25 protein-coding genes are annotated in these 26,200 nt (G+C 46.7%); all 25 read left to right on the forward strand.

Features of this window, described 5'->3' with window-relative positions:
* Positions 1-29 precede the first annotated feature (29 nt).
* The 25 genes from fliM (at position 30) to HRI96_RS05805 (ending at position 26,124) form a co-directional block, all read left to right on the forward strand.
* Positions 30-1,064: a flagellar motor switch protein FliM gene (gene fliM / locus HRI96_RS05685; protein ID WP_210118534.1), complete on the forward strand. Its 1,035-nt coding sequence runs from the start codon at positions 30-32 to the stop codon at positions 1,062-1,064.
* Positions 1,061-2,134, forward strand: coding sequence for a flagellar motor switch protein FliN (gene fliN, locus HRI96_RS05690; RefSeq protein WP_210118535.1), 1,074 nt, complete (start codon positions 1,061-1,063; stop codon positions 2,132-2,134). Before fliM ends, fliN begins: the two co-directional genes overlap by 4 nt.
* A 64-nt stretch (positions 2,135-2,198) precedes the next feature.
* On the forward strand, positions 2,199-2,864 hold the full coding sequence (locus HRI96_RS05695; RefSeq protein WP_210118536.1) for a FliO/MopB family protein: 666 nt from the start codon (positions 2,199-2,201) through the stop codon (positions 2,862-2,864).
* The gene (gene fliP / locus HRI96_RS05700; RefSeq protein WP_256729317.1) at positions 2,861-3,811 is read left to right on the forward strand and encodes a flagellar type III secretion system pore protein FliP; all 951 of its coding nucleotides are present in this window, start codon (positions 2,861-2,863) and stop codon (positions 3,809-3,811) included. The genes HRI96_RS05695 and fliP overlap by 4 nt, the downstream gene beginning before the upstream one ends.
* A gap of 45 nt (positions 3,812-3,856) precedes the next feature.
* Positions 3,857-4,126 carry a flagellar biosynthesis protein FliQ gene (gene fliQ / locus HRI96_RS05705; protein WP_210118537.1) on the forward strand — a complete coding sequence of 90 codons (270 nt, stop codon included), beginning with the start codon at positions 3,857-3,859 and terminating at the stop codon, positions 4,124-4,126.
* A 19-nt stretch (positions 4,127-4,145) separates the two neighbouring features.
* On the forward strand, positions 4,146-4,970 hold the full coding sequence (gene fliR / locus HRI96_RS05710) for a flagellar biosynthetic protein FliR (RefSeq protein WP_256729318.1): 825 nt from the start codon (positions 4,146-4,148) through the stop codon (positions 4,968-4,970).
* Positions 4,967-6,148, forward strand: a complete 1,182-nt coding sequence (locus HRI96_RS05715; protein WP_256729319.1) for an EscU/YscU/HrcU family type III secretion system export apparatus switch protein — start codon at positions 4,967-4,969, stop codon at positions 6,146-6,148. Before fliR ends, HRI96_RS05715 begins: the two co-directional genes overlap by 4 nt.
* Positions 6,149-6,168: 20 nt before the next feature.
* On the forward strand, positions 6,169-8,310 hold the full coding sequence (locus HRI96_RS05720; RefSeq protein ID WP_210118538.1) for a flagellar biosynthesis protein FlhA: 2,142 nt from the start codon (positions 6,169-6,171) through the stop codon (positions 8,308-8,310).
* Positions 8,300-9,616: a flagellar biosynthesis protein FlhF gene (locus tag HRI96_RS05725; RefSeq protein WP_210118539.1), complete on the forward strand. Its 1,317-nt coding sequence runs from the start codon at positions 8,300-8,302 to the stop codon at positions 9,614-9,616. Before HRI96_RS05720 ends, HRI96_RS05725 begins: the two co-directional genes overlap by 11 nt.
* Positions 9,617-9,619: 3 nt before the next feature.
* Complete coding sequence (locus HRI96_RS05730; protein ID WP_210118540.1) at positions 9,620-10,504, forward strand: MinD/ParA family protein; 885 nt, start codon at positions 9,620-9,622, stop codon at positions 10,502-10,504.
* A gap of 139 nt (positions 10,505-10,643) precedes the next feature.
* Positions 10,644-11,600 carry a hypothetical protein gene (locus HRI96_RS05735; RefSeq protein WP_210118541.1) on the forward strand — a complete coding sequence of 319 codons (957 nt, stop codon included), beginning with the start codon at positions 10,644-10,646 and terminating at the stop codon, positions 11,598-11,600.
* A 13-nt stretch (positions 11,601-11,613) separates the two neighbouring features.
* A complete protein-coding gene (gene whiG, locus HRI96_RS05740; protein WP_210118542.1) occupies positions 11,614-12,402 on the forward strand; it encodes an RNA polymerase sigma factor WhiG in 789 nt (262 codons plus the stop codon).
* Positions 12,402-14,369, forward strand: coding sequence for a FapA family protein (locus tag HRI96_RS05745; protein WP_210118543.1), 1,968 nt, complete (start codon positions 12,402-12,404; stop codon positions 14,367-14,369). The genes whiG and HRI96_RS05745 overlap by 1 nt, the downstream gene beginning before the upstream one ends.
* Positions 14,350-14,679, forward strand: coding sequence for a hypothetical protein (locus HRI96_RS05750; RefSeq protein WP_210118544.1), 330 nt, complete (start codon positions 14,350-14,352; stop codon positions 14,677-14,679). The genes HRI96_RS05745 and HRI96_RS05750 overlap by 20 nt, the downstream gene beginning before the upstream one ends.
* Positions 14,680-14,682: 3 nt before the next feature.
* Complete coding sequence (locus tag HRI96_RS05755) at positions 14,683-15,483, forward strand: hypothetical protein (protein ID WP_210118545.1); 801 nt, start codon at positions 14,683-14,685, stop codon at positions 15,481-15,483.
* 23 nt (positions 15,484-15,506) lie between these two features.
* Entirely contained in the window at positions 15,507-16,559 is a 1,053-nt protein-coding gene (locus HRI96_RS05760) for an aldose epimerase family protein (RefSeq protein ID WP_210118546.1), read from the forward strand.
* Between the two features lie 136 nt (positions 16,560-16,695).
* Positions 16,696-17,316: a V-type ATP synthase subunit E gene (locus HRI96_RS05765; protein ID WP_210118547.1), complete on the forward strand. Its 621-nt coding sequence runs from the start codon at positions 16,696-16,698 to the stop codon at positions 17,314-17,316.
* 17 nt (positions 17,317-17,333) lie between these two features.
* Complete coding sequence (locus tag HRI96_RS05770) at positions 17,334-17,879, forward strand: DUF2764 family protein (protein WP_210118548.1); 546 nt, start codon at positions 17,334-17,336, stop codon at positions 17,877-17,879.
* Complete coding sequence (locus HRI96_RS05775; protein ID WP_210118549.1) at positions 17,876-19,648, forward strand: V-type ATP synthase subunit A; 1,773 nt, start codon at positions 17,876-17,878, stop codon at positions 19,646-19,648. Before HRI96_RS05770 ends, HRI96_RS05775 begins: the two co-directional genes overlap by 4 nt.
* The gene (locus HRI96_RS05780) at positions 19,645-20,940 is read left to right on the forward strand and encodes a V-type ATP synthase subunit B (RefSeq protein WP_210118550.1); all 1,296 of its coding nucleotides are present in this window, start codon (positions 19,645-19,647) and stop codon (positions 20,938-20,940) included. The genes HRI96_RS05775 and HRI96_RS05780 overlap by 4 nt, the downstream gene beginning before the upstream one ends.
* An 11-nt stretch (positions 20,941-20,951) precedes the next feature.
* On the forward strand, positions 20,952-21,563 hold the full coding sequence (locus tag HRI96_RS05785; RefSeq protein ID WP_210118551.1) for a V-type ATP synthase subunit D: 612 nt from the start codon (positions 20,952-20,954) through the stop codon (positions 21,561-21,563).
* Entirely contained in the window at positions 21,560-23,476 is a 1,917-nt protein-coding gene (locus HRI96_RS05790) for a V-type ATP synthase subunit I (RefSeq protein WP_210118552.1), read from the forward strand. Before HRI96_RS05785 ends, HRI96_RS05790 begins: the two co-directional genes overlap by 4 nt.
* Before the next feature lie 26 nt (positions 23,477-23,502).
* Positions 23,503-23,925, forward strand: coding sequence for a V-type ATP synthase subunit K (locus HRI96_RS05795; RefSeq protein ID WP_210118553.1), 423 nt, complete (start codon positions 23,503-23,505; stop codon positions 23,923-23,925).
* Between the two features lie 7 nt (positions 23,926-23,932).
* Positions 23,933-25,027, forward strand: coding sequence for a (E)-4-hydroxy-3-methylbut-2-enyl-diphosphate synthase (gene ispG / locus HRI96_RS05800; protein WP_210118554.1), 1,095 nt, complete (start codon positions 23,933-23,935; stop codon positions 25,025-25,027).
* The gene (locus HRI96_RS05805; protein WP_210118555.1) at positions 25,024-26,124 is read left to right on the forward strand and encodes a tetratricopeptide repeat protein; all 1,101 of its coding nucleotides are present in this window, start codon (positions 25,024-25,026) and stop codon (positions 26,122-26,124) included. The genes ispG and HRI96_RS05805 overlap by 4 nt, the downstream gene beginning before the upstream one ends.
* Positions 26,125-26,200: the final 76 nt, after the last annotated feature.

Here is a 26,200-nt window from a genome sequence, read left to right on the forward strand (position 1 = left end):
AGCAGGCAGTTTAAAAAAGGTGGAAGTGCATGAACGAAGTTCTGTCACAGGATGAGATAGACCAACTTTTAACGGCTATAAGCTCCGGTGAAACCGATACGGACGATTTTAAGCCCGTAAGCGATACCCGTAAAATAAAATTATATGATTTCAAAAGGCCGGACAAATTCTCAAAAGAGCAGATAAGAACGGTGTCTATCATGCACGAAACGTTCGCCCGTCTCACCACGACGAGCCTTTCGGCGCAGCTGAGAAGCCTTGTTCACGTTCACGTAGCTTCCGTAGATCAGCTTACCTACGAGGAATTTATACGCTCCATTCCTACGCCTACCACTCTTGCCGTAATAAACATGGATCCTCTCAAAGGTAACGCCGTGCTTGAAATTGACCCTACGATCACATTTTCCATGATAGATCGTCTGTTCGGAGGCAAGGGAGTAACTGCAGGAAATAAAAACCGCGATCTGACGGATATCGAGCAGTCGGTAATGGAAGGCATTATAGTGCGTATTTTGGCCAATATGCGCGAAGCTTGGACACAGGTAATAGACCTAAGGCCAAGACTCGGGCAGATTGAGACTAATCCCCAGTTTGCGCAGATCGTTCCTCCGTCAGAAATGGTCGTTCTCGTCACCCTAGAAACCAAGGTCGGCGAAGAAGAGGGAATGATAAATTTCTGTATTCCGTATTTGACTATTGAACCGATAATTTCAAAACTGTCTTCTCAGTTCTGGTTTTCTTCGGTTAGAAGAAGTTCTACAACTCAATATTTGGGAACGTTAAAAGAAAAACTTTCCGGCGTGGATATGGATATAGTTGCAGAAATAGGTTCCATACAGCTTCCCATAAGGGACGTTCTTACGCTGCAAACAGGAGACATTGTCAGACTTGCTAACGTAAGGATAGGCGATCCCATTACGCTTAGCGTTGGAAGCAGACAAAAATTTTACTGCCAGCCCGGAGTGGTCGGCAAAAAGATGGCGGTTCAGATCACCGGAAAAATTGAAGAGACGGATACAGAAGAATTTGAAGAACTTTCCGCAGAAGGAGATGAAACACTATGAGTGATGGCGCTATATCACAGGATGAGATTGATGCCTTGTTATCGGGCGTAAATGTTGGCGGAGGCGGCGGCGCAGTCGACACGGGTGTTTCGGCAGATACGGCTGTGTTAAGCGGTTTCGCTTCCGGTCTTAAGGACAAACTTGCCGCCGATTTGAATACGATGACGGGAGCAAGTTTTTCTGCAGGAAATCCCGTAATTGAATCCGTCGGCAAAGATCAGTTTTTGGCAAAGCTTCCGGAAATGGTAATTGCAGTGACGAATGACTTTTCAAACGCTCTCGTAGGAGAACATTTGTATGTGCTTTCCCATGAATTTGCAAAAAAACTGACAGGTCTTATAAATCATGAACAAAACGTCGAGATTGACGACATGGCTCTCTCGGTAGTTTCGGAGATAGTGTCAAAACATACGGGAAACGAAATAACGGAGCTCGAAAAAACCGGCAGGCTTAAAGGAATAGCGTGCAGCCCCGCCGAAGCTCTTAACGTTCCTAAGGCCGTGGCTCGCATTCCGCAGAATACGTTTACTTTGTTCAGCTATCCGCTTATGCTCGAAGGCCAGGCTTATACCTTGTGGGAAGCCGTAGGTTCCGACGTAGCTTCGGGAATCGCCAACGCGCTTGGAGCCGGAGCGATGTCCGGTATGGGCGGCGTGCTTTCCGCAGCGGATATGGCCGCGATGGGATCGCTCGCGGGAGGAGGCGCAATGCCGCAGATGGGGGGCGGAGTTATTTCTCCCGGTATGAATATTCCTAACGTTCAATCTTTGCAGTTCCCGAGCCTTCAAGGCGGCGCGGGCGCAGTCCAGCAGGGAAACATCGGTCTTATCATGGACGTTTTCATGGAAATGACCGTAGAGCTTGGACGTACGAAAAAACAGATAAAAGATATACTTGTGATGGGCGAAGGTACTATAATCGAATTGGATAAACTTGCAGGCGAACCTGTAGACATCCTTGTAAATCATAAACCGATCGCAAAGGGCGAAGTCGTAGTTATCGATGAAAACTTCGGCGTTCGCGTAACCGAGATTTTGTCGCCTATGGAGCGCGTGTCTACGCTCAGCTGATATATTTTTACAGACGGAAGATTGCAATGTAAATTTGTTTTTTTCCGTTCGGGTGGGGTAAAAATTGTATTTCTCAAAAAAACTGAAGGCGGTTCTGTTCTTTTATGCGTGTGCCTTTGCTTTGGCGCACGCTCAAAACGCCGCTTCAAATTTGCCGGCGGAGGCTTTACAGGGCAGCCCTGAAAGTGAAATCGTAATAAGCGGTCAGCCTGAATCTTCATCTTCGCTAGAGGCTGCGCTTCCGATCAAATCCGAACAAGAAGCCCGAAGATCCCAGTCGTATTCTACTTTTTCGGTCTTTATACGCATGATTTTGGTGCTCGTTTTCGTAGTGGCCTTAATGTATGTGATCGTGCGCTTTATGCGCAACGGACTTCGCCGCCCTGAAAACAAAGATCCTTTCTTACGCCTTGTGTCTTCCGTTTCGCTTTCGCCGGGAAAATCCGTGCAGGTGTTTACTTTATTGGATCACGCTTACATCGTAGGCGTAAGCGACTCTTCGGTTAATTTAATAGACAAAATAGACGACAAAGACCTCGTAGATTCGATGAATCTTTATGCCGATAAAAACGAAAATTCTTCAAGGCCCAAGAATTTTAACGATATTCTGGCCTTGTTTATGCCTAATTCCGCGGAAAATAAAAATGTGTTTAAAAAATCCGCACAGACAGCCGCAGATCTGCTAAAAAAACAGCGGGAACGTCTTAACGGCGGCGGCGGTGAATTATGAAGACTGTTCTTTGCTTTTTTTTAGCGGTGATATTTGGAATCTTGCCGGTTTTTTCACAATCGCAAAACGGTTCCGCAGGACAAACGGTGCGTCAGAGACAGTCGGTGCAGTCGGCTACGGCGCAGAGCGGGCGAACGGCGCCGGTTCAAAATCAGTCCGGAGCGCAAAATCCCGCCGCAGCGTCCGGAGCAGGGCAAAATTCAAGGTTCCCTGCGGGATCGACCGACGGCAGAACCGTAATGGGAACGAACGTTTCTCCGGTCGTTCTTCCGAACATAGATATAAATATAACGCAGCCGGAAACCGGAACGGAAGTGGCTTTTTCCGTGCGGCTTTTGCTTTTATTGACGATATTGACGCTCGCGCCGAGCCTGCTCATCCTTCTTACGTGCTTTTTGCGTTTTTCAATAGTTTTAGACTTTATAAAACGCGCCCTTTCTTTGCAGCAAGTGCCGCCTACGATGGTTTTACAGGGAATAGCTTTTTTTATGACGGTTTTTGTCATGTGGCCTACGTTTACGCAGATTTACAATAACGCGTACAGGCCTCTTTCCGACGGTGAGATAACGATCGAACAGGCCTACAGGGAAGCGGAATCGCCGGTAAGGCTTTTTATGTACAGTCAGATGGCGGGCGACACGTCTTACATTTCAATGTTTATGGCGATGTCGCGTCTCGAGCGCCCTCAAACCCTTGCCGACGTGCCGACGTACGTGCTTATTCCGTCTTACATTCTTCACGAACTCACCGTGGCGTTTAAGATAGGCGTTTTGCTCTACATTCCGTTCATTGTCATCGACATGGTTGTGGCAAGCATACTTATGTCCATGGGAATGATGATGCTTCCGCCCGTTCAGATTTCCATGCCGTTTAAGCTTATGCTTTTTGTGCTCATAGATGGATGGGGACTGCTTACGCAGCAGCTGTTTAATTCGGTGATCAAGTAGTTTTTCCTTAGTTTGTGGAAATTTTTATCGGAGGCATGATAAAAGATGACTTTGGGACAGATAGTTTCTTTGATGAGAGGGGGCATTTTTCGCGTGTTTATGCTGTCGGTTCCCGTTTTGGGAGCCGCTCTCATAATCGGTTTGATCGTCGCAATATTTCAGGCTACGACGTCAATACAGGAGCAGACCCTTACATTTTTGCCTAAGATGCTTGTGATTTTAGGTGTTATAGCTCTGATGGCAGGCTGGATGTTCTCTTCTACGGCCGAATACGCCGTTCACCTGTTCAACATGATCCCGCAGCTTGCGCGTTAAGGCGCGGTTTTAAGATTTTATGCCGTCGCCGTTGCTCGACCGGATCTTAAACCAAGCTCCTTTTTTTTTGCTTGCGGCTGCCCGCTGTTTTGCGCTTCTTTCAACGCTGCCTCTTTTTTCGATGAGGACTATCCCTGGGGCCGCAAAAGTCGCTCTAGCCGGATACATGGCGTATTTTATTCTGCCTCAGGTGAATTTCAGCTCGTATGAGTTTTTGATCGGAGAAGACGGCGTTTCGGCTTTGAATTATATTCTTGTGCTCGCAGGTGAAATTCTGATAGGCGTCATAAACGGATTTTATGTGACCGTCATATTTGCCGCTTTCAGCACTGCAGGGCAGTTTTTTGCGTTTCAGATGGGATTCAGCGCTTCCGAAGTATACGATTCAATGTCGCAGGTTGAAAATCCGCTCATGGGGCAATATTTCAATCTCATCGCCATGCTCATCTTTCTTCAAGGCCAGTGGGCGCAGAGATTGTTTTTAGGCGCCCTTGTGTCGAGCTTTAAGTCGCTCAACTGTTTTTTGATTGTCAATGAAATTTCCCGCCGAAATCTTGTTTTATTTATGGTCTCGGGACTTACGGATTTGTTCACCGACGCTCTCATAATCGCTTTGCCGCTTATGGGAACTCTCTTGTTGGTTTCGGTAAGCGTAGGCCTTTTGTCCAAGGCTGCGCCTCAGATGAATCTTTTGTCGGAAGGTTTCCCTGTTATGATGCTGCTTTCGTTTTTTATCATCACGGCCGTCATGCCTTCCCTCTGTGATTTTTTCGACCGATCGTTTGTTACGGGATTTATAAAGCTGGAGCGGCTTTTTGTAAGTCTTTCAGGGGGAGGCCTATGAGATTTTATAATCCGCCCTTTTTTGTCTGTAAAATGCCGCATTTGCACAGTCGGAACGCTGTGTACCCGCGATCGCTTACAGGCTGTAATGAAATAGATCTGCAGTGGTTTGCCGCCGAAGACGAAGGCCGCACCGAAGAGCCTTCGGAGATAAAGCTTCAAAAAGCCAGGAGAGAAGGCCGCGTAGCCAAGAGCAACGAGCTTAACAGCGCTCTTGTGCTTTTATTTGTCGTCTTGACGCTGATTCTTTTGGGATCATGGATCTTTGTTAAATTGCGGGAAGTGATGATTTTCTTTTTTACGCGGTGTACGGAAAATCAGGTTAACGATCCTGTTTTTGCCGCCGCCGGTTATCGTTTTCTTTTGATGACCGTATTGCCGATAGCTTTGTTGGGAGCCGCTGCAGGCGTTGCGGCAAACATAATCCAGAACAGGGGATTTTTATACAGCACAAAGCCTATAGAACCCAAATTTTCAAGAATTCTTCCGCATTTCGGCGAATATCTTAGAAAGACGGTTTTTTCGTTTGAAGGCGGGTTTAATGTCGCGAAGTCGCTAGGCAAGGTAGCCGTCATTGCCGCAATAGCGTATCTGCTTATAAGAAACGATCTTCCCGAGCTGCTGTTCATGCTCCAAGCAGGCAACGTCGAAGGTTCCGTAGGGCGCATAGCGCAGATGGCGGCCGGGCTTCTGGTCTATGTAGCGGTCTTTTTTCTTGCCATAGCTGTTCCCGATTATTTTGTGCAGAGACGCCAGTTTATGGAATCGATGAAGATGACTAAGCAGGAAGTCAAACAGGAATACAAAGAAATGGAAGGCGATCCTGAAATAAAAAACCGCCTTACGAGAGCCCAGCGGGAACTTCTTTCACGGAATATGCCGCGCGCCGTAGCCGAAGCCGACGTAATCGTTACAAACCCTACGCATTTTGCGGTTTCCCTCAGCTACCAGCCCGATATTGCGGACGCGCCGCAGGTTACCGCCAAGGGAGCGGATGAAGTAGCTCAGGTGATGAAGCGCATTGCACGTGAAAACGACGTACCGATCGTAGAAAACAGACCGCTTGCGCGCGGGCTCTATGCAGAAAGCCGCGTTGGTGATATAATTCCTGAAGTCTATATTAATGCTATTGCTTTAGTATATCGACAGATAGATTATATCTCCAAGCACAAACGGTAGCTTGCTTTTGGGTGGGACTGATGGCAAACACGAGAGTCGTAAATTTAATTGATCTTATGCAGAAGAACATAATCGCCGTTGCGGCGATCGTTGTCGTTCTCATGCTGATCATTCCTTTGCCTGCGGTTTTGCTTGATTTTTTTATGGCCGTGAACCTCGGCATTTCCATAATAATTCTTCTTAATGTTTTATACATTTCCAAGTCGTCGAATTTTTCGTCTTTCCCGCGAGTGATATTGTTTGTAACGCTTTTCGGTCTCGGAATAAACGTTTCCTCCACAAGGCTCATCCTTACGCAAGGAATGAAATTCAACGGCCGAATGGTTAGGGCTTTTTCTTCCTTCGTCGTAGGCGGGTCCGGCGGCAATGAAGGAATCGTCGTCGGAATGGTGATCTTTGTAATACTCATAGTAATACAAGCGATAGTCATAACAAAGGGCGCCACACGCGTTTCAGAAGTAGCCGCACGTTTTGCGCTCGATTCCATGAACAGCAAGATGTTTGACGTAGAAAACGAAGTCAATTCCGGCGCGATCACGTCCGAAGAAGCCGCCAAAAGAAAGGCCGAAATCAGGCGCGAAAGCGATTTTTATTCGGCTATGGACGGATCTTCAAAATTCGTTTCAGGGAACGTAAAGGCCGGCATATTTATTACGGTAATAAACCTTTTTGCAGGCGTCATTACGGGAATGGTTTTGCGGCGCGAACCGTTTCAGAACGCAGTTACGGCGTATTGCCGTCTCACCATAGGCGACGGACTTTTAAGCCAGCTTCCGTCATTGCTTTTATCTTTCGCTACAGGACTCATAGTTACCGGCAGCAATACGGACGAAGTTCTTTCCGCTCAGGTTAAGCGGGAATTTTCAATTTCAGGCCAGGTGTACTGCATAGGAGGCGGCGCGATGGCGCTGCTTGGCTTTGTTCCGGGAATGCCGTGGTACATTCTGATTCCGCTGGGAGTCGCCTGCGCCTTAAGCGGATACCGTTTAATAAGGTTTGACAGGCAGACTCGTGAAAAGAAACTCGCCGCCGAAGCCGCTGCAAAAAGCGGTTCTCAGACCGGCGGAAGCCCTGAAGACGTAAGCCCCGTAGTTCCGCTGGATCCTCTGTCGCTGGAATTGGGATATGCGCTCATTCCCCTTGTGGACAAGGAAAAGGGTGCCGAACTTTTGGAGCGCGTAGTCCGTATACGGCGTGAGGCTGCTCTGGATCTTGGGCTTGTAGTTCCGAGCATAAGAATTATCGACAACATGACGCTTGAACCCAGCGAGTACAGCTTTAAGATACGGGGAATAGAAGCCGGCCGCAGCAAGATACGTTTGGGCTATTATATGTGCATGAATACGGGAGGCGTAACCGAAGAAATTCAGGGAGAAAAAACGACGGATCCCGCTTTCGGAATGCCCGCCGTGTGGGTTCCTGAAGAAAGACGCGTCGAAGCCGAGCGCGCAGGATACGCCGTAGTGGATCCTCCAACGATAATCGCGACCCATCTGACTGAAATAATCAAAAACCACGCAGCCGAGATTCTCGGCCGGCAGGAGGTCGCCGCCATTATCAATAAGATCAAGGAAAGGAACCCCGTCGTTGTGGAAGAAGTTATACTTAAGGGCGACAGAAAGGACGACAATAAATTTTCTTACGGTGAAATTGAAAAGATCCTTCAGGGCCTCTTGCGCGAACAGGTTTCCATACGCAACATGGTCGTAATACTTGAAACCATCGCCAACTATGTTTCCATCACGCACAACCCGTGGATCCTCATTGAAAAGGTAAGGGAATCTCTGGGGCTCCAGATATGTATGCAGTATGCGGACAACAAACGGACTTTAAGCGTTATGAATCTTTCGCAAAAACTGTCCGAAAAACTTTTGGAACACAAGGTGGAGCCGCCGGATCTGTCGCGTCCGTTCGTGGCCTTCGATCCTGTTGACGGCAGAAGGTGGATAAGGTCGATCAGCGATGCCTTTGTCGCTATGCAGAACAGAAATCTGATGCCCATAGTTTTGTGCGCGTCCGAAGTCAGGCAGCTGGTAAAAACGTCCACGGAGCGTGAAATTCCCGGTTTGATCGTTCTTTCGATAAACGAGGTTATGGCAGCCGGCAACAGCATAAATCTGGAAGTTTTGGGCGAAATAAACGAGGTTGAAGATGTACGCTGAAGATAAGGACGCGCCGGTATTTACGGAACGCGGGGCCAATTATGAAGAGTGTAGAATAAAGCTTGGCAAACAGTACGGCGACGACTATCAAATAATAGGAAAGCGTCAAGTCCTTGAAGGAGGCTTTTTAGGTTTTTTTCAAAAAGAGGCTATCGAAGTGACTTATATATTGCGTCCGCACGGCATGGTAAGGCGCTCTCGTCAAAACGGAGTTCAGGGGCAGCCGTCTTCTACTTTTTCATCTTCCGCCTTCCGGCCAGACGCGCCTTATTCGATCTCCGCCGGCTTTCCGGCTTCGGAGTCGGCAAATGATTTTCAGCGCGCACGGGATGATGTTTTACGTGCGGCCGGAGCGAATGTCGATTCCGTAAAACAGATGGCCTCGTTAAAGCAGTCCGTAGACGAACTTAAGACTATGTTGAATGAAAAAGTTGAAATGGTGATTTCAGGCGCTCCTTCAAAACATCCCACAATTCAAAAAATAGAAGAACTCCTTGAAAAAAACGAATTTACTTTTTCATATATTTCTGCCATATCGAAACGGCTCGGGTCGGATTTTTCTCTGGATCAACTGGATGACTTTGACTTTGTTGAAAAAATCGTAGTAGACTGGATAGGAGAATCCATTTCGGTTCATGAAACAAAGGCGTTCAGACCTCCCCATGTGATTATCCTGGTGGGGCCTACGGGAGTGGGCAAAACCACGACTATCGCAAAACTTGCCGCAAATCTTATTTTAGACGCTAAAGAAAACAACCGCGCCAGGCCTGAAATGCGCTTTATTTCGATAGACAAAACGCGCGTGGGCGCATTGGAGCAGCTGGTCAATTACGGTGAAATAATGAACGTTCCCGTGGATAAGGCCGAAACTCCTGCGGACGTAAAAACCATCTATAACGAATACCGCGACCGCACGGACGCAATCCTCATAGATACCAGCGGCTACAGCCCCAACGATTCTAAAAACATAGGGCAAATGCGTTCCGTGCTGGACTTGGAAGATCTTCATGCCGACGTTTATCTGGCGGTTTCCGCTACTACGAAGGCTAGGGATCTCAATACTATAATTCAGAACTACGAGCCCTTTGCGTTTCAGTCCGTGATCATTACCAAATGCGATGAAACGCACCAGTACGGCAACGTGATCAGCGTATTGCACGAAAAAAGAAAATCCGTTTCATATATCACTGACGGCCAGCGCGTGCCTAGGAATATTCACCGCGCCGATGTGGTAAATTTCTTAATGGAATTAAACGATTTTAAGATCGATAGAGTTCATATAGATGATAAATTTGGAGTTAAATAAGTTATGGAAGAACAGGCTTCTGAATTACGTGCGTTGATGGGCGGCGGAAATTCGTCAAAAAACAAAGCGGCTGCGGAAAAAGGCCACAACACCCGCATTATAGCTATTACAAGCGGAAAAGGCGGTGTGGGCAAAACGAACGTTTCCGTAAATCTCGCAATCGCTTATGCGCAGACGGGTAAAAAAGTTATCCTAGTGGATGCGGATCTCGGCATGGCGAATGTAAACGTTCTTTTGAATATAGTTCCTCAATACAATCTTATGCAGGTCATAAACAGGCAAAAGACGATGGAGGAAATAATACTTGACACGGAATTCGGGATAAAATTCATAGCCAGCGCAAACGGGTTTTCAAAAATAGCGAATCTGAATCTGGAAGAACTTGATTATTTTGCCAAGCAATTTTGCTCGTTAGGCAACGCGGACATAATAATAATCGACACCGGCGCCGGAATTGCGAACAACGTTCTTCAATTCGTGTCCGCAGCGGATGAAGTTTATGTGGTCACTACGCCAGAACCCACTGCGATAACGGACGCTTACGGAATGATAAAGATAATAACGACGGAGATAATCGACCGCGAATTGAATCTAAAACTTCTTGTGAACCGTGTGCATTCGGCCGACGAAGGAAGGCGTATTTCAGACCGTATCATAAACATTGTAGGGCAATTTTTGAATTATAAAATAGATTATTTAGGCTTCGTTTATGACGATCCTGTGGTTTCGGCTTCGGTGATCCGCCAAAAGCCGTTTATCGTTATGAGCCCCGGATCCAGGCCTTCGATATGCATAAAACACATCGTTGGAAAAGTTGAAAAGACGGAATTGCCTCTAAACGCCGGCGTTTCAAGTTTCTTAAAAAAATTTTTAGGTAAGCGTAAATGATTATTTCATTGCGGCCTGTTACACATGTCCGTGCAAAGTGAAGCGGCAAAAGCGATAAGGAACGGCTTTATTATCGGCATGGTGACTTTTATATGGTATTTTTGGGAATTTTAGTGTATACTAAAATGATTGATGCGGAATGGGAGGAATGATGATAAATCCTAAAGTCATTGTTGGTTCGGCAATGGTTGGATTTTTTTTATCCTGTTTTGTCGGTTTTTTGTGCCGCGCAGGCATTCCTGTCATTTTACTGAGAGCCTTTATATTTGCGCTTGTTTTCGGCGCGTTGGGATTCGGGGCGAATTTTGTCGCCGGCAAATTCTTATTTGCACAGGACGCGGACGTTTCCATGTCCGATGTTTCCGAAAAACCCGCTTCGGCGCAAAGAGCTTCAGGCGGTACGATCGACATCACGATCGCGGACGAGGAACTTCCCTCCGAAGAAAACAGTACGGATTTTACCGTAACCAAGGCTGTAAGATCGTATCATGAAACTAATAACGGCCGTAAAAACGGTTCCGGTCAAGCGCCGTCTTCGGAAGCTGCCGGCGTCGTAAATTCCGCCGCAGAAAGATCTCCCGATCCGTCTTCAGATAAGGCTCCGAGAAAGCCTTCTTCTTCGGCTCCTGACGCAAGCGAGATCGTGCCGTTCCATGAAGAAAGCGCGCCTGCCGATGATAAAGACGGCGAAGGCGAGACTAAGCCCGGTTCGCTGCAAGGCTTTTTGTTCGGGATGGAAGGCAAAAAAGAAGGATATTCTGTGCCGGAAGGCGAAGTTAAAGAGCCTTCAGAACTTGATAAAGCGGAGAGTACGGAAACTTCACAGCCGGCGGAAAATCAAGACGGCTCTGCAAAATCCGAAAAAAGCGCCGGAGGAATCGACGAATTGCCGGATCTGGGAAATTTCGTCGCGGATGAACAGGGCGAAGGAACTTATACCGTGACGGACAGCTCGGATTTTTCTTCTCCCGCTTCGTCCGGATTCGGCGGTTCAAGCGGCTCGTCAAAACAGTCGCGTTCGTCTTCGATTACGGACATGAATGATTCTGAAGTAATTGCAAAAGCGATCAGAACTGTGATCGCAAACGATAATTGAAAGGTGTGGGAATATGTCGGAAGAGCTTGATGCCCAAAAAATAGAGGATGAACTTTGGCTGGAGTACAAAAAAACAAAATCGCCTGCTTTGCGGGATAAATTTATCCGCCAGTACATGCCGCTGGTAAAATACGTAGCGGGAAAGATGTCCGTCGGTATGCCCAGCAGCGTAGAGTTTGACGATTTGGTGGGCTTCGGCCAGTTCGGGCTGCTTGACGCAATAAGCAAATTCGATCCTGAAAAAAACGTAAAATTTAAAACTTACGCGGTGACGAGGATACGAGGCGCAATCTTTGACGAACTGCGTCAGCTTGACTGGATACCGCGCTCCATACGCCAAAAAGCCCGCGAAATCGAAGACACTATAGTCGAGCTTGAAGCAAGATTGGGACGGACCGTTTCAGACGCCGAAGTTGCAAATCAGATGGGGCTTACGGAAGAAGAATATCAGCGCGAAGTCATGAAGGTTTCTGGAACCAGCATGTTGTCTTTAAACGACGTGTGGTATTCGTCCGACGACAGCGACAATTTGTCGATAGGCGACAGCATAGAATCCCCCGCCAGTTTGAACCCTGACGTACAAGTCGAGCGCGAAGAAATCCGAAAAGTCATAATCCAAGCCATAAACGAGCTTCCTGAAAAAGAAAAAATGCTCATCGTCTTGTATTATCACGAAGATCTTACGTTTAAAGAAATAGGAGAAGTTCTTGAAGTGAGCGAATCGCGTATTTCGCAGCTTCACGCAAAGGCCAATTTACGTCTTCGCGCCAAACTTACCAATTTTAGAAAGGGAATTTTTTGATGATAACATTGGATGCGATACGCAGGGATATGAAGACACAGCTCAAGGTTGACAAGGGACTTCAATCCGTTGACGTAAACGCCGACACCCTTGAAGACGCTCTAGCCGATGCGGCCATCCAGCTGGATCTTACGGCTTCAAACCTTGAATATGAAGTTGTGGAAAAGGGCTCTCAGGGATTATGGGGAATATCCAAACGTCCGTGGAAAATCAGAGTCTACCAGTCTGCAAAATCCGTATCAAATAAAAAAGATCATACGAGCGGCGCGATCAATATCAATGACGAGCTCTCTCAGGAACATAAAAGCGTCAATAAGGACGGCATGTTCTATGTGCGCCGTTTTACGAACGGTCTGAATTTAAAAGTTACGCTTCCCGAAGGCGAGGGAACTCCCGCAGCTCTAAAGGACATTCTTGCTTCTCTAAAGCGTTCGGATACTACGTCGATTGATGAAAATTTGATACGAACTCTTGTCAAGGACGGAACCGGCGGCGAATATGTGAAGGTAGGAACCTTCGCTCACACACGCGTGGGCGACGCATTGATCGTGATTGAAATTTCAAATGACGAAATGCATGCAAATCTTACCGCTACGGCGCCTGCCGTAGGCGGCTGTGATATTTCCGCCGATCAGATTGAAAACGCGCTGGTAACGCAGGGAGTCGCGATAGAGCTTGATATCGACCGCATAAACGATTTTGTAGACAATCCCATCTATAATACTGAATATGAGATAATGTCGGGAATCTTTCCTGCGGACGGAAGGGACGCCTATATCGCCTATCAGTTTGAAACCGATCCCACGAAGCTGCGTGCAAAAGAAGACGCCGCCGGCCAGATGAATTTTAAGGAACTCAACAAAATTCAAAACGTAGTCGCCGGTCAGCCTCTGGCACAAAAAATGCTCGCGGAAAAAGGCAAGGCCGGCAAGACACTGTACGGACGTTATCTTGAAGCTAAAAACGGCAAAGATATTTCCCTTCCGCTGGGAAAAAACGTATCGGTCGATTCCGACGGATGTACGATTGTATCTAACATAAACGGCCAGGTATTATTGGTCAACGATAAAATAAATGTGGAACCCGTTCTTGAATTGGACGGCATTAATATAAAAACCGGCAACATAACCTTTTTGGGCTCCATCATCGTTAAGGGAAGCGTCGACGACGGATTTTCGGTTAAGGCTTCGGGCAATATCGAAATCAGCGGAACCGTCGGCAAAAGCAACATCGAAGCGGACGGAAACATCATTGTTTCACAGGGCGTATTCGGGCACGACGAAGGCTCCATCGTCACAGGCGGTTCGTTGTGGGCTAAATTCATACAGGCTACAAAGGTCGAAGCGGCCGAATACGTTATGGTATCCGACAGTATCATGAATTCCAACGTAACCGCGATGAAGCGCATCATACTCCGCGGTAAAAAAGCGCAGATAACCGGCGGACATTTATTCGCCACAGAAGAAATATGCGCAAGGAACATAGGTTCTCCGGGCGGAACGGAAACCATACTTGAAGTGGGCTTCGATCCCAAGGCTAAGCAGCGCCTAAAAGATCTTCAGGGCATGCAAGCCGGTTTGATGAAGGAACTTGAAGAAAACGAATTGGATCTTTCTACGCTTGAAAACCAAAAAAAGATTCGCCGTACATTGCCCAAGGATAAAGAGGAAAATCTTTCAAAACTCAAAGACCGGCATACGGAAATAACCGAAGAATCCGCAAAGATATCCGAAGAAATTCAAGACATCCAAAACAGGCTCAGAGAACTCAAGGTTATGGGCAAGGTCAAGGCGGAAGGAACCGTTTATTCGGGCGTAAAGATATATGTCCGCGACGTTCTTGACGAAATACGGGCAAACATCAAAAACGTTACTTTCTACTTTGAAAATAATTTCGTGAGGCGTGGCAAATACGAACCTCCCAACATCGATGATATAAAAGGACCCGATGGCTATTCAACCTATTGACCTGCAGATAATGTATTCTCAGATGTCAAACGTTGCGAAGATCGCTTCTCAGCAGCAAAAAGGCGGCGAATTGACGGACGCAATGCAGCAGAATAAGATCGTTCAGCAAACCGCCGAACAGATCGCTGCGGTTCAAAAATCGGCTTCAGACGAAGCAAAGACGCTGGAAGTAAAACCCGACGGAAGACAAGGCTCGCAGACTCCTTCGGGCGGAAGCAAAAAAAACAAAGAAGAGGATAAACCTGTTCAAAAAAAAGAAACCGAAATACGGGAATCATACTTAGGACAGCACATAGATATTATGAGGTGATTTGTGGCAGTTATAATAATTTTCACACTCTGCATAATAAATCTTTTTCTTTGGTTTTTGTTTTTTAAAAAATTCACACGTCTTTTTTCTACGGACAGCATCATAGAAAACACCCGTGCCGAACTGAACAGGATGATCCTTGATGTGAACCGCAACGCGGAACGCAACATAACTCTTATCGAATCGAGAATAAGCGATTTGAAGGCCGCCGTATCCGAAGCAGATACGCACCTTGCTTTTATAAAAGCCGAAGAACAAAAGCGAAAATTGGGATCAGTCTATAAAGAAAAACTCGATAGCGCCGTTCACGGAAGCGGAAGTTCTGCGTCGCGCGCCGCCGCATATAAAAAAAATTCGCTCCCGCCGAAGTCTTCTCCTTTAAAAGACGGTTCTTCTTTATCGTTTGCGGCCGGCTCCGAGTCTTCGGGCGGTAAAGAAAAAAATCCTGAAAACGACGCGCAAAAAAAACTTTTTGAATTTGAAAGACAAAGGGACTCATCCGGTCAAGGCGGTTCCACCGGCGAAAATGTTTTCGGCGATAAAAATTTCAATGTAACGGACGGCGGCTCGGCGGCTTTCGGAGATTCAGATGCCTCGGTGTCCGCTACGGATTCGGCAGATGCGGCAAAAGGATTGGACGGCATAAGCAACATTTACATGTCCGACGATCCTATCGTCATAAAAAAAAGTTTTAACGCACAGGTAAACGAGCTTTACCGCCGCGGCGAAACGGTCGAAGATATTGCGGCTGCTCTGTCGCGTTCCGTTACGGAAGTTCAATTTGCGCTTGATATGAACGAATAACAGCATCTTTGAGGAGGGTTTGCATGGAAGTAAAAAAAGAAATGTTCGGAACGCTTTCGGACGGGAACGTAGCATCGCTGTACACGGTTTCAAACGGAAAAATGTCCTTTTCGGCTACGGATTACGGCTGTATCATAACAAGTATTCTGCTGCCTGATCCGCGATCGGGAAAGGTAGACGTCTCGCTCGGTTATTCTACGCTCACCGGCTACGCATGCGGCACTTCATCATTCGGCGCGATTGTAGGACGTTTTGCAAACCGCATAGGAAACGCAAAATTTTCGCTCGACGGTAAAGACTACGCTCTTGACGTCAATTCCTGCGGCGCCGACTGCCTTCACGGAGGATACACACGGTATGATAAAATGCTCTGGAAATCCTCAGTCTTTTCAAATAAAAACGGCATCGGCGTCAAATTTACGAGAACTTCACGCGATATGGAGCAGGGTTTCCCGGGCAATGTAAAGCTCGAAGCGGTTTATACTCTGGACAAATTTAACCGCATAACTCTTAAATACAAGGCTTCCTCAGACGCCGCGACTCCTATCAATATCACAAATCACACATATTTTAATCTGGCCGGGCGCGGTTCCGTTGAAGACCATGTTTTGCAGATGAATTGCCCTTCGTATCTTGAAGTTGATAAAAATCTTATCCCGACGGGAAAGTTGATCCGCGTAGCCGGAAGCGCCTTTGATTTTCTTAAATCCAAAAAGTTGGGTAAGGATATAAAAAAGACGGGGAACGGATACGATCATTGCTTTGTGACGGAAGTTTACGATTCCGATATGAAGAGCGCCTTTGACGGCGAAGTAAAATACGCGGCCACAATAGAAGAGCCCGTATCGGGACGTGCGATGAAAGTATATACCGATCAGATCGGAATGCAGCTTTACACCGGTAATTTTTTGAATGGTGAAACCGGCCGGAACGGAATGAAATACGGCAAACACGAGGCGTTTTGCCTTGAAACCCAGTGTTTCCCCGATACGCCCAATAAGAAAGACTTTCCGTCTTGCATACTTTATCCGGGTAAAAAATACAAAGCCTTGACAGTCTATGAATTTTTGTTTTAAATAAAAAAACACAAAACGCGAATTTTTCGAAATTCTCTACTGTCTTTCAATTTAAATTAGGTGTATAATAAGAAAATCGATATTAGAAGCCGGTCTTTGTTTTAAAATTCCGGCCTATTATTTAAGAGAGGTTTTAATGGACGTTCAATTACAGGAATTGATCGACAAGATCAAAAAGGACGGCGTCGCTGCGGCAAAGACTTCTGCGGAAAATATCATTTCCGAAGCGGAAGTAAATGCAAAAAAAATAATTGCGGACGCCGAACAGCAGGCTGAAAGAATTTTAAAAAACGCAAAGACGGAGACCGACCGGATGGAAAAGGCCGCCGAAGACGCGGTTAAACAGGCGGGACGTAACCTGATTATTTCTTTTAGAGAAAGCATAGTTTCCGAATTGAATGCGCTCGTTCAAGCGGAGGCGGCAAAGGCCTATTCACCGGCGCTTATGGAAAAGTTGATTCCTGAAACCGTAAAGGCGTGGGTTTCCAAAGAGGACGCCAAGGACGTTTCCGTTATTTTAAACGAAAAATCGCTTAAAGAGCTGGAAAAAGGCCTTCATGCCGCTCTTAAGACGCAGATAGCCAAAGGGCTTGAGTTAAAGGCCGACAAAACGATCTCCGCCGGCTTTAGAATAGGTATAAACAACGGGGAAGCGTATTACGATTATTCTGCCGAGGCCGTAGCGGATCTGTTTTCGGCTTATCTTAATCCGCGGGTGTCAGCGCTTATGAAAGCGGCTGTAACCGAAGGAAAATAAAACATAAGGAAAAAATAGTGGGAAATCAGTATTATCTGGTAGCACAGCTTCCCGATGTTGTTTCTGCGGTCGATAAACAATCATTGCCGATCACGGAAGAATATTTTAGAGAGCTTTGTTCTCGTTTTCTTGATGAAAAAAGTTTGAATATTTTAAAAGCCCTCTCTCTTGTTCCGCCTCGGGATGAAATAAAGACGGGTTCCGCTTTTGTGGACGCATGGTATGATAAAGAGCGCGCTCTTCGGTTGGCTTTGGCTCAAGTGCGTGCGCTTAACATGAAAAAGGAAAGCGTGCCGCTCAACGGTTCCTGTACCGGCGACGTTTTGCAGGCGGCGCGCACGGCGGCCGGAATGGACAGCCCTCTGTCCGCAGAACAATATCTGTATCAGTATAGGATGGACGTAATCAATCAGCTGTCTCCGCTCGACACATTTTCGACGGACGCCGTTTTTGCTTACGGACTTAAGCTGATGCTCATACGACGTATAAAACTGTTTAATGAGGAAAGGGGCAAGGCTTCCTACCACACTATATATGATAGAATTCTTGGAGAAAATAAATGACGGAAACAAAAGGTAAGGTCGTCGCAGTTAACGGCAATATGATCTCGGTTCAATTTGACGGGGTTGTTTCGTTAAATGAAGTCGGCTATGTGAAAGTTGAAGACAAAAATCTAAAAAGTGAAGTAATCCGCATTCGCGGAAATACCGCACAGATGCAAGTCTATGAAATGACAAAGGGAATAAAGTCCGGATCCAAGGTGGAATTTACCGGAAACCTTCTTACGGCGGAACTCGGGCCGGGACTGCTCGGGCAGGTTTACGACGGTCTGCAGAATCCTCTGCCGATCCTTGCGGAAAAAGCGGGATATTTTTTGGAGCGCGGTATTTACGTGGAACCGCTTCCTTATGAAAAAAAATGGGAATTCACTCCTACCGTAAAAGCCGGCGATACGGTTTACCGCGGTGATCCGATAGGAACCGTTCCCGAAGGTCCTTTTAAGCACAAGATTTTAGTTCCTTTCGATTTTTTCGGGACGTACAAAGTCAAATCCGTAACCAAGCAGGGTTCCTATACCGTAAAAGACACGATGGCCGTCCTTGTCGATGAAAAAGGCAACGAGAAAAAGATGAGCATGAGCTTTTCATGGCCGGTAAAACGCGCCGTAGATTGTTACGAAGAGCGGCTGGAACCGACTGAGACCATGGTCACGAAGACCAGGTCTATAGACACCTTCTTCCCCGTCGCCCGCGGGGGAACGTACTGTATTCCCGGTCCTTTCGGAGCCGGAAAAACGGTTATTCAACACACTACCAGCCGAAACGCCGACGTCGACATAGTCATAATTGCGGCTTGCGGCGAACGCGCGGGCGAAGTGGTCGAAACGATCAAAGAATTCCCGGAGCTTACCGATCCGCGCACGGGAAGATCTTTGATGGAGCGTACTATCATTATTTGCAATACTTCTTCGATGCCGGTTGCGTCGCGCGAAGCTTCCGTTTATACGAGCGTCACATTAGCCGAATATTACCGTCAAATGGGACTTAACGTCCTGTTGCTCGCAGACTCTACGTCCCGATGGGCTCAGGCCTTGCGCGAAATGAGCGGCCGCTTGGAAGAAATTCCCGGAGAAGAAGCTTTCCCGGCTTATCTTGAATCCTATATCGCGGCGTTTTACGAAAGAGCGGGGCAGGTTCGGCTTCGCGACGGTTCCAAGGGCTCCGTAACGATCGGAGGAACGGTTTCTCCTGCCGGAGGAAATTTTGAAGAACCCGTAACGCAGGCGACCCTTAAAGTTGTAGGCGCGTTCCACGGATTGAGCCGAGAGCGCTCCGATGCGCGTAAATATCCGGCTATAGATCCTCTGGATTCATGGTCAAAGTATAATTCCGTAATCAAAAAAGATCTGGTCGACTACAGCCGCAGCGTGCTCAGACGCGGCGTCGAAGTGGGACAGATGATGAAGGTTGTCGGCGAGGAAGGAACGAGCCTGGAAGACTTTGTGACATACTTGAAATCGGAATTCCTTGATTCCGTATATTTGCAGCAGGATTCGTTCGACGCCGTAGATATGGCCTGTTCCGTAGAGCGTCAAAATTATGATTTTAGAAAAGTTCTTTTGATACTCGGCTCCGACTTTGTTTTTGAAAGCAAGGATGACGCCAGAAAATTCTTTAATCAGCTCAGGCAGAATTTTATCGACTGGAATGTTGCCGAATGGCAGGGCACGGCATTTAAAGGCAAGGAAAAAGACATTGATTCTTTGTATGCAACAAAGAGCGGCAAATTGACTGCGGAAGCTAAGGCTTTATTGAAGGACGGTGAAAAATGAATAAGGTATACAGCAGGATCGAGTCGATCAACGGCAGCGTTATTACCGTAAAAGCTACCGACGTAAAATATAATGAACTTGCCGAAATAGAAACGCGTTTCGGAAAATCGCTTGCCGAAGTAAACCGCATTGACGGAGATATGGTGTCTTTGCAGGTATTTGCGGGCGGACGCGGCGTTTCAACCGGCGATCACATACGCTTTTTGGGGCACGACATGCAGATCAGTTTCAGCGACGATCTGTTGGGTCGAATTTTTAACGGTTCGGCCGAACCGCGCGACAACGGGCCTTCCCTTGCGGAAAACCTCGTCGAAATAGGAGGCCCTTCGGTAAATCCGTCCAAGCGTATTATGGCCAGACGCATGATTCGTACGGGTATTCCGATGATCGACGTTTTTAACACGCTAGTAGTTTCCCAAAAACTTCCGATATTCAGTTCTTCGGGAGAACCGTACAACCAGCTTCTTGCCCGTATTGCGATGCAGGCTGAAGTCGACGTGATCGTGCTGGGCGGCATGGGGTTAAAATACGACGATTATCTTTTCTTTAGAAACACACTGGAAGAAGGCGGCGCCTTAAGCCGTACCGTCATGTTTATCCATACGGCTTCGGACCCGACCGTCGAATGTGAAAAAATTCCCGATTTAAGTTTGGCCGTCGCGGAGCAGTTCGCCCTGAAAGGAAAGAACGTTCTTGTTCTTCTTACGGACATGACAAACTTCGCCGACGCGATGAAAGAAGTTGCCATAACTCAGGAACAGGTTCCCTCCAACCGAGGTTATCCGGGCGACCTGTACAGCCAACTTGCGTCCCGTTACGAAAAGGCCGTCGACTTTGACGACGCCGGTTCCGTTACGATTTTGGCCGTTACGACTATGCCCGGCGACGACGTTACTCACCCCGTTCCTGACAATACGGGCTACATTACCGAAGGCCAGTATTATCTTAAAGGCAGACGCATAGAACCCTTCGGTTCTCTTTCCAGGCTTAAGCAGAACGTAAACGGCAAAACTCGCGACGATCATCGCGCTTTGATGGACGGTATGATCCGTTTGTATTCTTCTTACAAGGATACTTTGGAAAAGAAATCCATGGGCTTTATGATGTCGTCATGGGATGAAAAACTCTTAAAATACGGCGACATGTTTGAAAAAAAGATGATGGATCTTTCGGTAAACCTTCCGCTTGAGCAGGCTCTTGACCTGGGATGGGAAATATTAGCCGATTGTTTTAATAAGGATGAAACCGGTATTAAAACAAGTTTAATCGAAAAACATTGGCCGTCAAAATAAGAGGATAATCCATGGCTAAAATAAAGCTGACAAAGAACGAGCAAAAAGCCCAAAAAGATGCGCTTAAAATGTACGAGCGGTATCTTCCGACTTTAACTCTAAAAAAACAACAGCTTCAGACCGAAATAAGAACGATCGACGCTCGCGCCAGACAAGTGCGCGAAAAGCGAGAAGCCCTCGAAAGGGAATTTAATGAATGGATCGCCGTATTCGGTGAAGCGGACGTTTTTAGGCCTGAAACGGTAACTGTAAAGAATATTCGTAAAGGATACGGCAATATTGCCGGAGTTTCCATTCCGATCTACGAAGGAGCGGACTTCGGGCGGGGAGACTACGATCTGTTTGAAACTCCCTTGTGGATAGACCTCGCCGCAGACCGCATGGAAAAAGTGTTGTCTCTCGACTTGGAAGCCGGCGTGCTTGACGAGCAGGTAAGGCTGCTTTCCAAAGAGCTTAGGACGACCACGCAAAGAGTAAATCTTTTTGAAAAGGTTATGATTCCCGAAACGAAGGCCAACATAAAAAAGATAAGCGTTTATCTGGGCGACCAGCAAGTTGCGGCCGTTGTCCGAAGTAAAATTTCAAAGAAAAAACTGCAAGCTGCCGGAGGAGAGACAAAATGATAGTTGAAATGAAAAAAGTCTCTCTTGTAATGCTGAAAAAAGAACAGGAAAAGGCTTTGAAAAAACTTCGCTCCGTCGGAGTTTTGCATCTTGAAGAGCTTGAAGGAAGCGGAGAAAGATTTACCCAGTTAAGAACTTCGTTTGAACTGTGCAGAAATGCCGTAGGAATTTTATCCGAAGTAAAACTGCCAAAAAAAGCGGGGTCGGTAGAACATTCTCTTTCCGATGAAAAACTCAAACTTTTAAGCGCTGAAATTACCGAAGGCGCCGAAAAGAAAAAGTCTCTTTCCGAGCTTGTAAGCCAAAGCGAAGCCGAACTTGACAGGCTTGCATCGTGGGGAGAGGTGGATCCTTCGGATTTTGATTATCTTTCGGAAAAAGGAATTTATCTTTCGCCTTATGAAATTCCTCAGGACAAATGGAATTTAATAGACAAGGATGTAAAAACTTTAACCGTAAACCGTGATAAAAACAGGATAAGGTTTTTATTTGTCGGCGACGAAAAGAGTGACGAGCGTCCTTCAGGCCTTCCGCCTGAAGCTTATGCCGTTCCCATGCCTTCGATGTCGACTAAAAACTTAAAAATGCAGATCGAGTCGTCAAAAAAACAGATAGCGGCCATTGAAGCTGAAGAAGTCAAAAAAGCGGTGTATGTTTTTGCACTAAAAAAATACGGCGCGCGATTGCAGCAGGAAATGGAATTCGAAACCGTAGTTTCCGGCATGGGTAAAGAGGACGACAATACCAACGGCGTCCCTTTGGCATGGGTTTCGGGCTTTGCGCCCGTTGACAGCATCGATGCGCTTAAAAAGACCGCCGCAAAGGAAAATTGGGCGCTTTCCGTTACGGAGCCGGAATCTGACGACATGGTTCCTACGAAGCTTAAAAACAATAAATTGGTAAGTTTAATTTATCCTTTGACCGACTTTTTGGGAACCGTACCCGGATATTACGAATATGATATTTCAGGCTGGTTTTTGCTGTTTTTTACCGTCTTTTTCGGAATGATTTTCGGAGACGCAGGCTACGGTCTTTTGCTTACCGCTTCCGCATTGATAGGAATATTTATTTCGCTTGCGAAGAAAAAAAGAGTGGATCCGTTTTTAGGACTTTTGCTCTTGGTAAGCCTTGCGACCGTCGCTTGGGGAACGGTAACGTGTACGTGGTTCGGTTTGCGTATGGATCAAATTCCCGATGTGCTTAAGAATTTGTCTGTAAAACCGCTTTCAAACGCTTTTGTTTCCGATTATTCGGGAAAAAAGGGCGTAACTACGGTTACTCAAAACCTTCAGATATTCTGCTTTTCCATAGCCGTCCTGCAGCTTTCGTTAGCGCACGTAAAGGCGATGATAAAAAACATCCGGTCTCTGAAGTTTTTTGGAGACTTGGGTTCCATGCTCATGATATGGGGAATGTTTTATGTCGTCCTTTCAATGGTTGTGGACGCAAAGATATTCAGTTTTGACAGGGAATTCTACGGTATTCCTTTGGGGCTTTCATCGGTATGCGCCGTGGGCGTAGGATTTGCCTTGAGCTTTGTATTTTCCAACTATGCCGGAAATATTTTGGAGTCGGTATTGGAGAGCGTAAAAAACATTATCTCCGTATTGCTCGGCGTCGTAAACGTCTTTTCGGATATAGTTTCTTACATACGCTTGTGGGCAGTAGCTCTTGCAGGTTCTGCCATATCCGCGACTGTAAATCAGATGGCGGGCCCCATGTGGGGAAGACTCAGCATGGCCGTCTTTTTTATGATACTTTTGATGTTCGGACACGGCCTTAATATGGTCTTAAATGTACTTTCGGTAATCGTTCACGGCGTGCGCTTAAATACGTTGGAGTTTTCAACGCATTTGGGTATGTCGTGGTCGGGATTTAAATATGCGCCGTTCAGTGAGACGGTAATCAAATAACCGCTTTTGCGGACAGGAGAAAATTTATGAATTTTGGAATGCTTGGAGCTGCTGTTTGTATGGGAATTGCCGCTTTCGGTTCGGCGATGGGGATTGGAATTTCAGGCCGTTCGGCCATCGGTGCGTGGAAACGCTGCTATTTGAATAATAAACCGGCTCCATTTATTTTAACCGTCTTTGCGGGTGCGCCGCTTACGCAGACGATCTACGGTTTTTTGCTAATGCAGACTATGATGTCTTCGCAAAGAGATCCTTGGTTCTTGCTGGGGCTCGGTTTTGCTTCAGGTCTTGCGATGAGCGCTTCCGCAATCGCACAGGGGCAGGCCGGAGCTGCGGGTTCCGACGCTCTAGGTGAAACGGGAAAAGGCTTTGCACAGTACATTATGGTAGTAGGTCTTTGCGAAACCGTCGCTTTGTTTGCAATGGTTTTCTCGATGATCGTCTGTTAAAAAAATTATGTTTAAATCTCCCCGCCGTGTTGTCATAGGCGGCATGGGAATTACGAAGTTGATGGAAATAGGGGGGGGCTCTCTCGTTTCCGTCCAAACTATGTGGAAAGAGGGCATCGCCGATATAAACGAAGACGGCGGCGCCCTTGATTCGTTGATACGCCGTATAGAAATTCTGCAATCCCTCGGCTGCGATATTTTGCGCTTTGCGGTTCCCGATATAAAAAGCGCCGAAGCTCTTTGCCTTATCGCTTCAAAAACCTCGATGCCGCTTGTGGCGGATATTCATTTTGACTATCGCTTGGCGCTGGAGTGCCTTAAAGGAAACGTTGCGGCGATCCGCATAAATCCGGGGAACATAGGCAGCCGCAGCAATGTGGAAAAAGTCGTAGAAGGCTGCAGCAGTAGGGGAGTCGCAATACGCATAGGCGTCAACAGCGGGAGCATCCCCAAAGATCTGGAGGAAAAGGTTGAAAAAGGCGCTATGAGCCGTGCCGAAGCGCTTTCGGAAGCTGCTGCGCGCGAAGCGGCCGTATTCGACGAACTTAATTTTTACAATGTAGTCGTAAGCATGAAGGCTTCTTCCGTAAAAGAAACCGTGGAATCAAACGAGATATTCGCGTCAAAGTACGACATTCCACTGCACATAGGAGTTACGGAAGCTGGCCCTCTCATCGCAGGAATTGTAAAAAGCACAATGGCGTTTTCCGCTCTTTTAAACGAAGGAATAGGAAGTACGATCAGAGTGAGCCTTTCGTCGTCGCCGGAAAATGAAATTATCGCAGGAAAGCAGATTTTAAAGGAATGCGGTAAGAGGCCCGGCGGAGTGGAGCTTGTTTCTTGCCCGCGCTGTGGCCGCGTGGGCTTCGATGTTCACGCCTTTGTGGCGCGCTGGCAAAACGAGCTTCTTTCAATGCAAAAAGATGTTACCGTCGCCGTCATGGGCTGCATAGTAAACGGTCCGGGGGAAGGCAAACATGCCGACCTGGGTATCGCAGGCGCCGGAAACAAGGTTATAATTTTCAAACACGGAAAAATAGTGCGAACGATCGACGCAAAAGATGCCGATAAGGTATTCAGAGAGGAATTGGAATCCCTGTGAAAAATGCAAAAATACTATGGTTCGTCTTTTTTTCTTTATCGGTCTGTTTTGTTTATTCTCAAAATTTAAAAAAGCCTGAAAAAAAAGACTATCTTCTCCTCATGGAAGCCCAAAGCAAGTACGACGCGCTTGATTACGGCGGAGCTTTAAAAGACGCCGTTGAAGCGAAAAAAATCAGAAAAGAGCTTTCCGATTGGCGGGTTTTTACGCTGAAAAAAGCTCTGTCGCCTGCCGCCGTAAGAAAAGCGGGAGACCTCATAAGCGACGTGCTTCCGGTGTTGGAATCGAGAAATGAAAAAAACGCCGTAGATATAATAAATTTTCTTGTAGAAATAAAGTCCTTGAATTTTTTTAATAATTCCGTAAACCGTCTTATCGAATATGTTTCCGAATCGAAGGCTTATCCTGAAGCGGACTATCTTTGCGGCAGAATATATCAGATTGAAGGAGAATATAAGATTGCGATGCAGTTTTACGATACCGCCGTAAAAAATGCGTCATTTCTTGATATTTATTCGGTAAAATACGATATCCTATACAACATGGCCGATATCGCCTTTCAGCAGGGGAACACCGACGAATACGAAACTTATCTTTTATCGATCCTTGCGGACGATAACGAACATTACAAGAATAAGACATTTAAGACGGCCGTTCTGCGGACGATAGGGCTGAAGACGGAAAAAGAACCGCTTAAAAAATTTTTTGAACTCTACCGTGCCGAAAGCCGCTATTTTTACCGAGCGTATTATCTGCTTTCGGAATTTTATGATAAAAATGGGGATTCGGAAAACGCGCTTTTTATTTCCGCGTTGGGAAGTTTAAGCGTTTTTACGCGCTTATATGAAATAATAAAACAGCGCGATCCTCAATACACTTACGCAGGCCTAGCAGACCTTTTTTCAAGAATGCCGCTCTGGGACGACGTAGACGTTTGGGCAAAAGACAATAATATTTGGGACATGTTTTTTAATTTTATTCAGCTGGCAAAAAAAAGAGGCGGCGACCTGTTTGCGGTTCAGTTTTTAAATGTCATAAAAGAATCCGCGCCTGAAAAGTATTGGCGGGACAGGGCGGCGACGCTCCTGGCCGAATGAATGTTTTGACAGCATTCTGCAGGGCGCAAAACTGACCGTTCGGCGTTATGGCTGCGGCGTTCGGCGGTTGCAAAAC

Source organism: Treponema parvum (assembly GCF_017893945.1).
GTDB lineage: Bacteria > Spirochaetota > Spirochaetia > Treponematales > Treponemataceae > Treponema_D > Treponema_D parvum_A.

What these genes read in the sequence shown, in the direction of transcription:
- fliM (WP_210118534.1), top strand. Translation starts at nt 30, where the DNA reads ATGAACGAAGTTCTGTCACAGGATGAGATAGACCAACTTTTAACGGCT.
- fliN (WP_210118535.1), top strand. Translation starts at nt 1,061, where the DNA reads ATGAGTGATGGCGCTATATCACAGGATGAGATTGATGCCTTGTTATCG.
- fliP (WP_256729317.1), top strand. Translation starts at nt 2,861, where the DNA reads ATGAAGACTGTTCTTTGCTTTTTTTTAGCGGTGATATTTGGAATCTTG.
- fliQ (WP_210118537.1), top strand. Translation starts at nt 3,857, where the DNA reads ATGACTTTGGGACAGATAGTTTCTTTGATGAGAGGGGGCATTTTTCGC.
- fliR (WP_256729318.1), top strand. Translation starts at nt 4,146, where the DNA reads ATGCCGTCGCCGTTGCTCGACCGGATCTTAAACCAAGCTCCTTTTTTT.
- HRI96_RS05715 (WP_256729319.1), top strand. Translation starts at nt 4,967, where the DNA reads ATGAGATTTTATAATCCGCCCTTTTTTGTCTGTAAAATGCCGCATTTG.
- HRI96_RS05720 (WP_210118538.1), top strand. Translation starts at nt 6,169, where the DNA reads ATGGCAAACACGAGAGTCGTAAATTTAATTGATCTTATGCAGAAGAAC.
- HRI96_RS05725 (WP_210118539.1), top strand. Translation starts at nt 8,300, where the DNA reads ATGTACGCTGAAGATAAGGACGCGCCGGTATTTACGGAACGCGGGGCC.
- HRI96_RS05730 (WP_210118540.1), top strand. Translation starts at nt 9,620, where the DNA reads ATGGAAGAACAGGCTTCTGAATTACGTGCGTTGATGGGCGGCGGAAAT.
- HRI96_RS05735 (WP_210118541.1), top strand. Translation starts at nt 10,644, where the DNA reads ATGGGAGGAATGATGATAAATCCTAAAGTCATTGTTGGTTCGGCAATG.
- whiG (WP_210118542.1), top strand. Translation starts at nt 11,614, where the DNA reads ATGTCGGAAGAGCTTGATGCCCAAAAAATAGAGGATGAACTTTGGCTG.
- HRI96_RS05745 (WP_210118543.1), top strand. Translation starts at nt 12,402, where the DNA reads ATGATAACATTGGATGCGATACGCAGGGATATGAAGACACAGCTCAAG.
- HRI96_RS05750 (WP_210118544.1), top strand. Translation starts at nt 14,350, where the DNA reads ATGGCTATTCAACCTATTGACCTGCAGATAATGTATTCTCAGATGTCA.
- HRI96_RS05760 (WP_210118546.1), top strand. Translation starts at nt 15,507, where the DNA reads ATGGAAGTAAAAAAAGAAATGTTCGGAACGCTTTCGGACGGGAACGTA.
- HRI96_RS05765 (WP_210118547.1), top strand. Translation starts at nt 16,696, where the DNA reads ATGGACGTTCAATTACAGGAATTGATCGACAAGATCAAAAAGGACGGC.
- HRI96_RS05775 (WP_210118549.1), top strand. Translation starts at nt 17,876, where the DNA reads ATGACGGAAACAAAAGGTAAGGTCGTCGCAGTTAACGGCAATATGATC.
- HRI96_RS05780 (WP_210118550.1), top strand. Translation starts at nt 19,645, where the DNA reads ATGAATAAGGTATACAGCAGGATCGAGTCGATCAACGGCAGCGTTATT.
- HRI96_RS05785 (WP_210118551.1), top strand. Translation starts at nt 20,952, where the DNA reads ATGGCTAAAATAAAGCTGACAAAGAACGAGCAAAAAGCCCAAAAAGAT.
- HRI96_RS05790 (WP_210118552.1), top strand. Translation starts at nt 21,560, where the DNA reads ATGATAGTTGAAATGAAAAAAGTCTCTCTTGTAATGCTGAAAAAAGAA.
- HRI96_RS05795 (WP_210118553.1), top strand. Translation starts at nt 23,503, where the DNA reads ATGAATTTTGGAATGCTTGGAGCTGCTGTTTGTATGGGAATTGCCGCT.
- ispG (WP_210118554.1), top strand. Translation starts at nt 23,933, where the DNA reads ATGTTTAAATCTCCCCGCCGTGTTGTCATAGGCGGCATGGGAATTACG.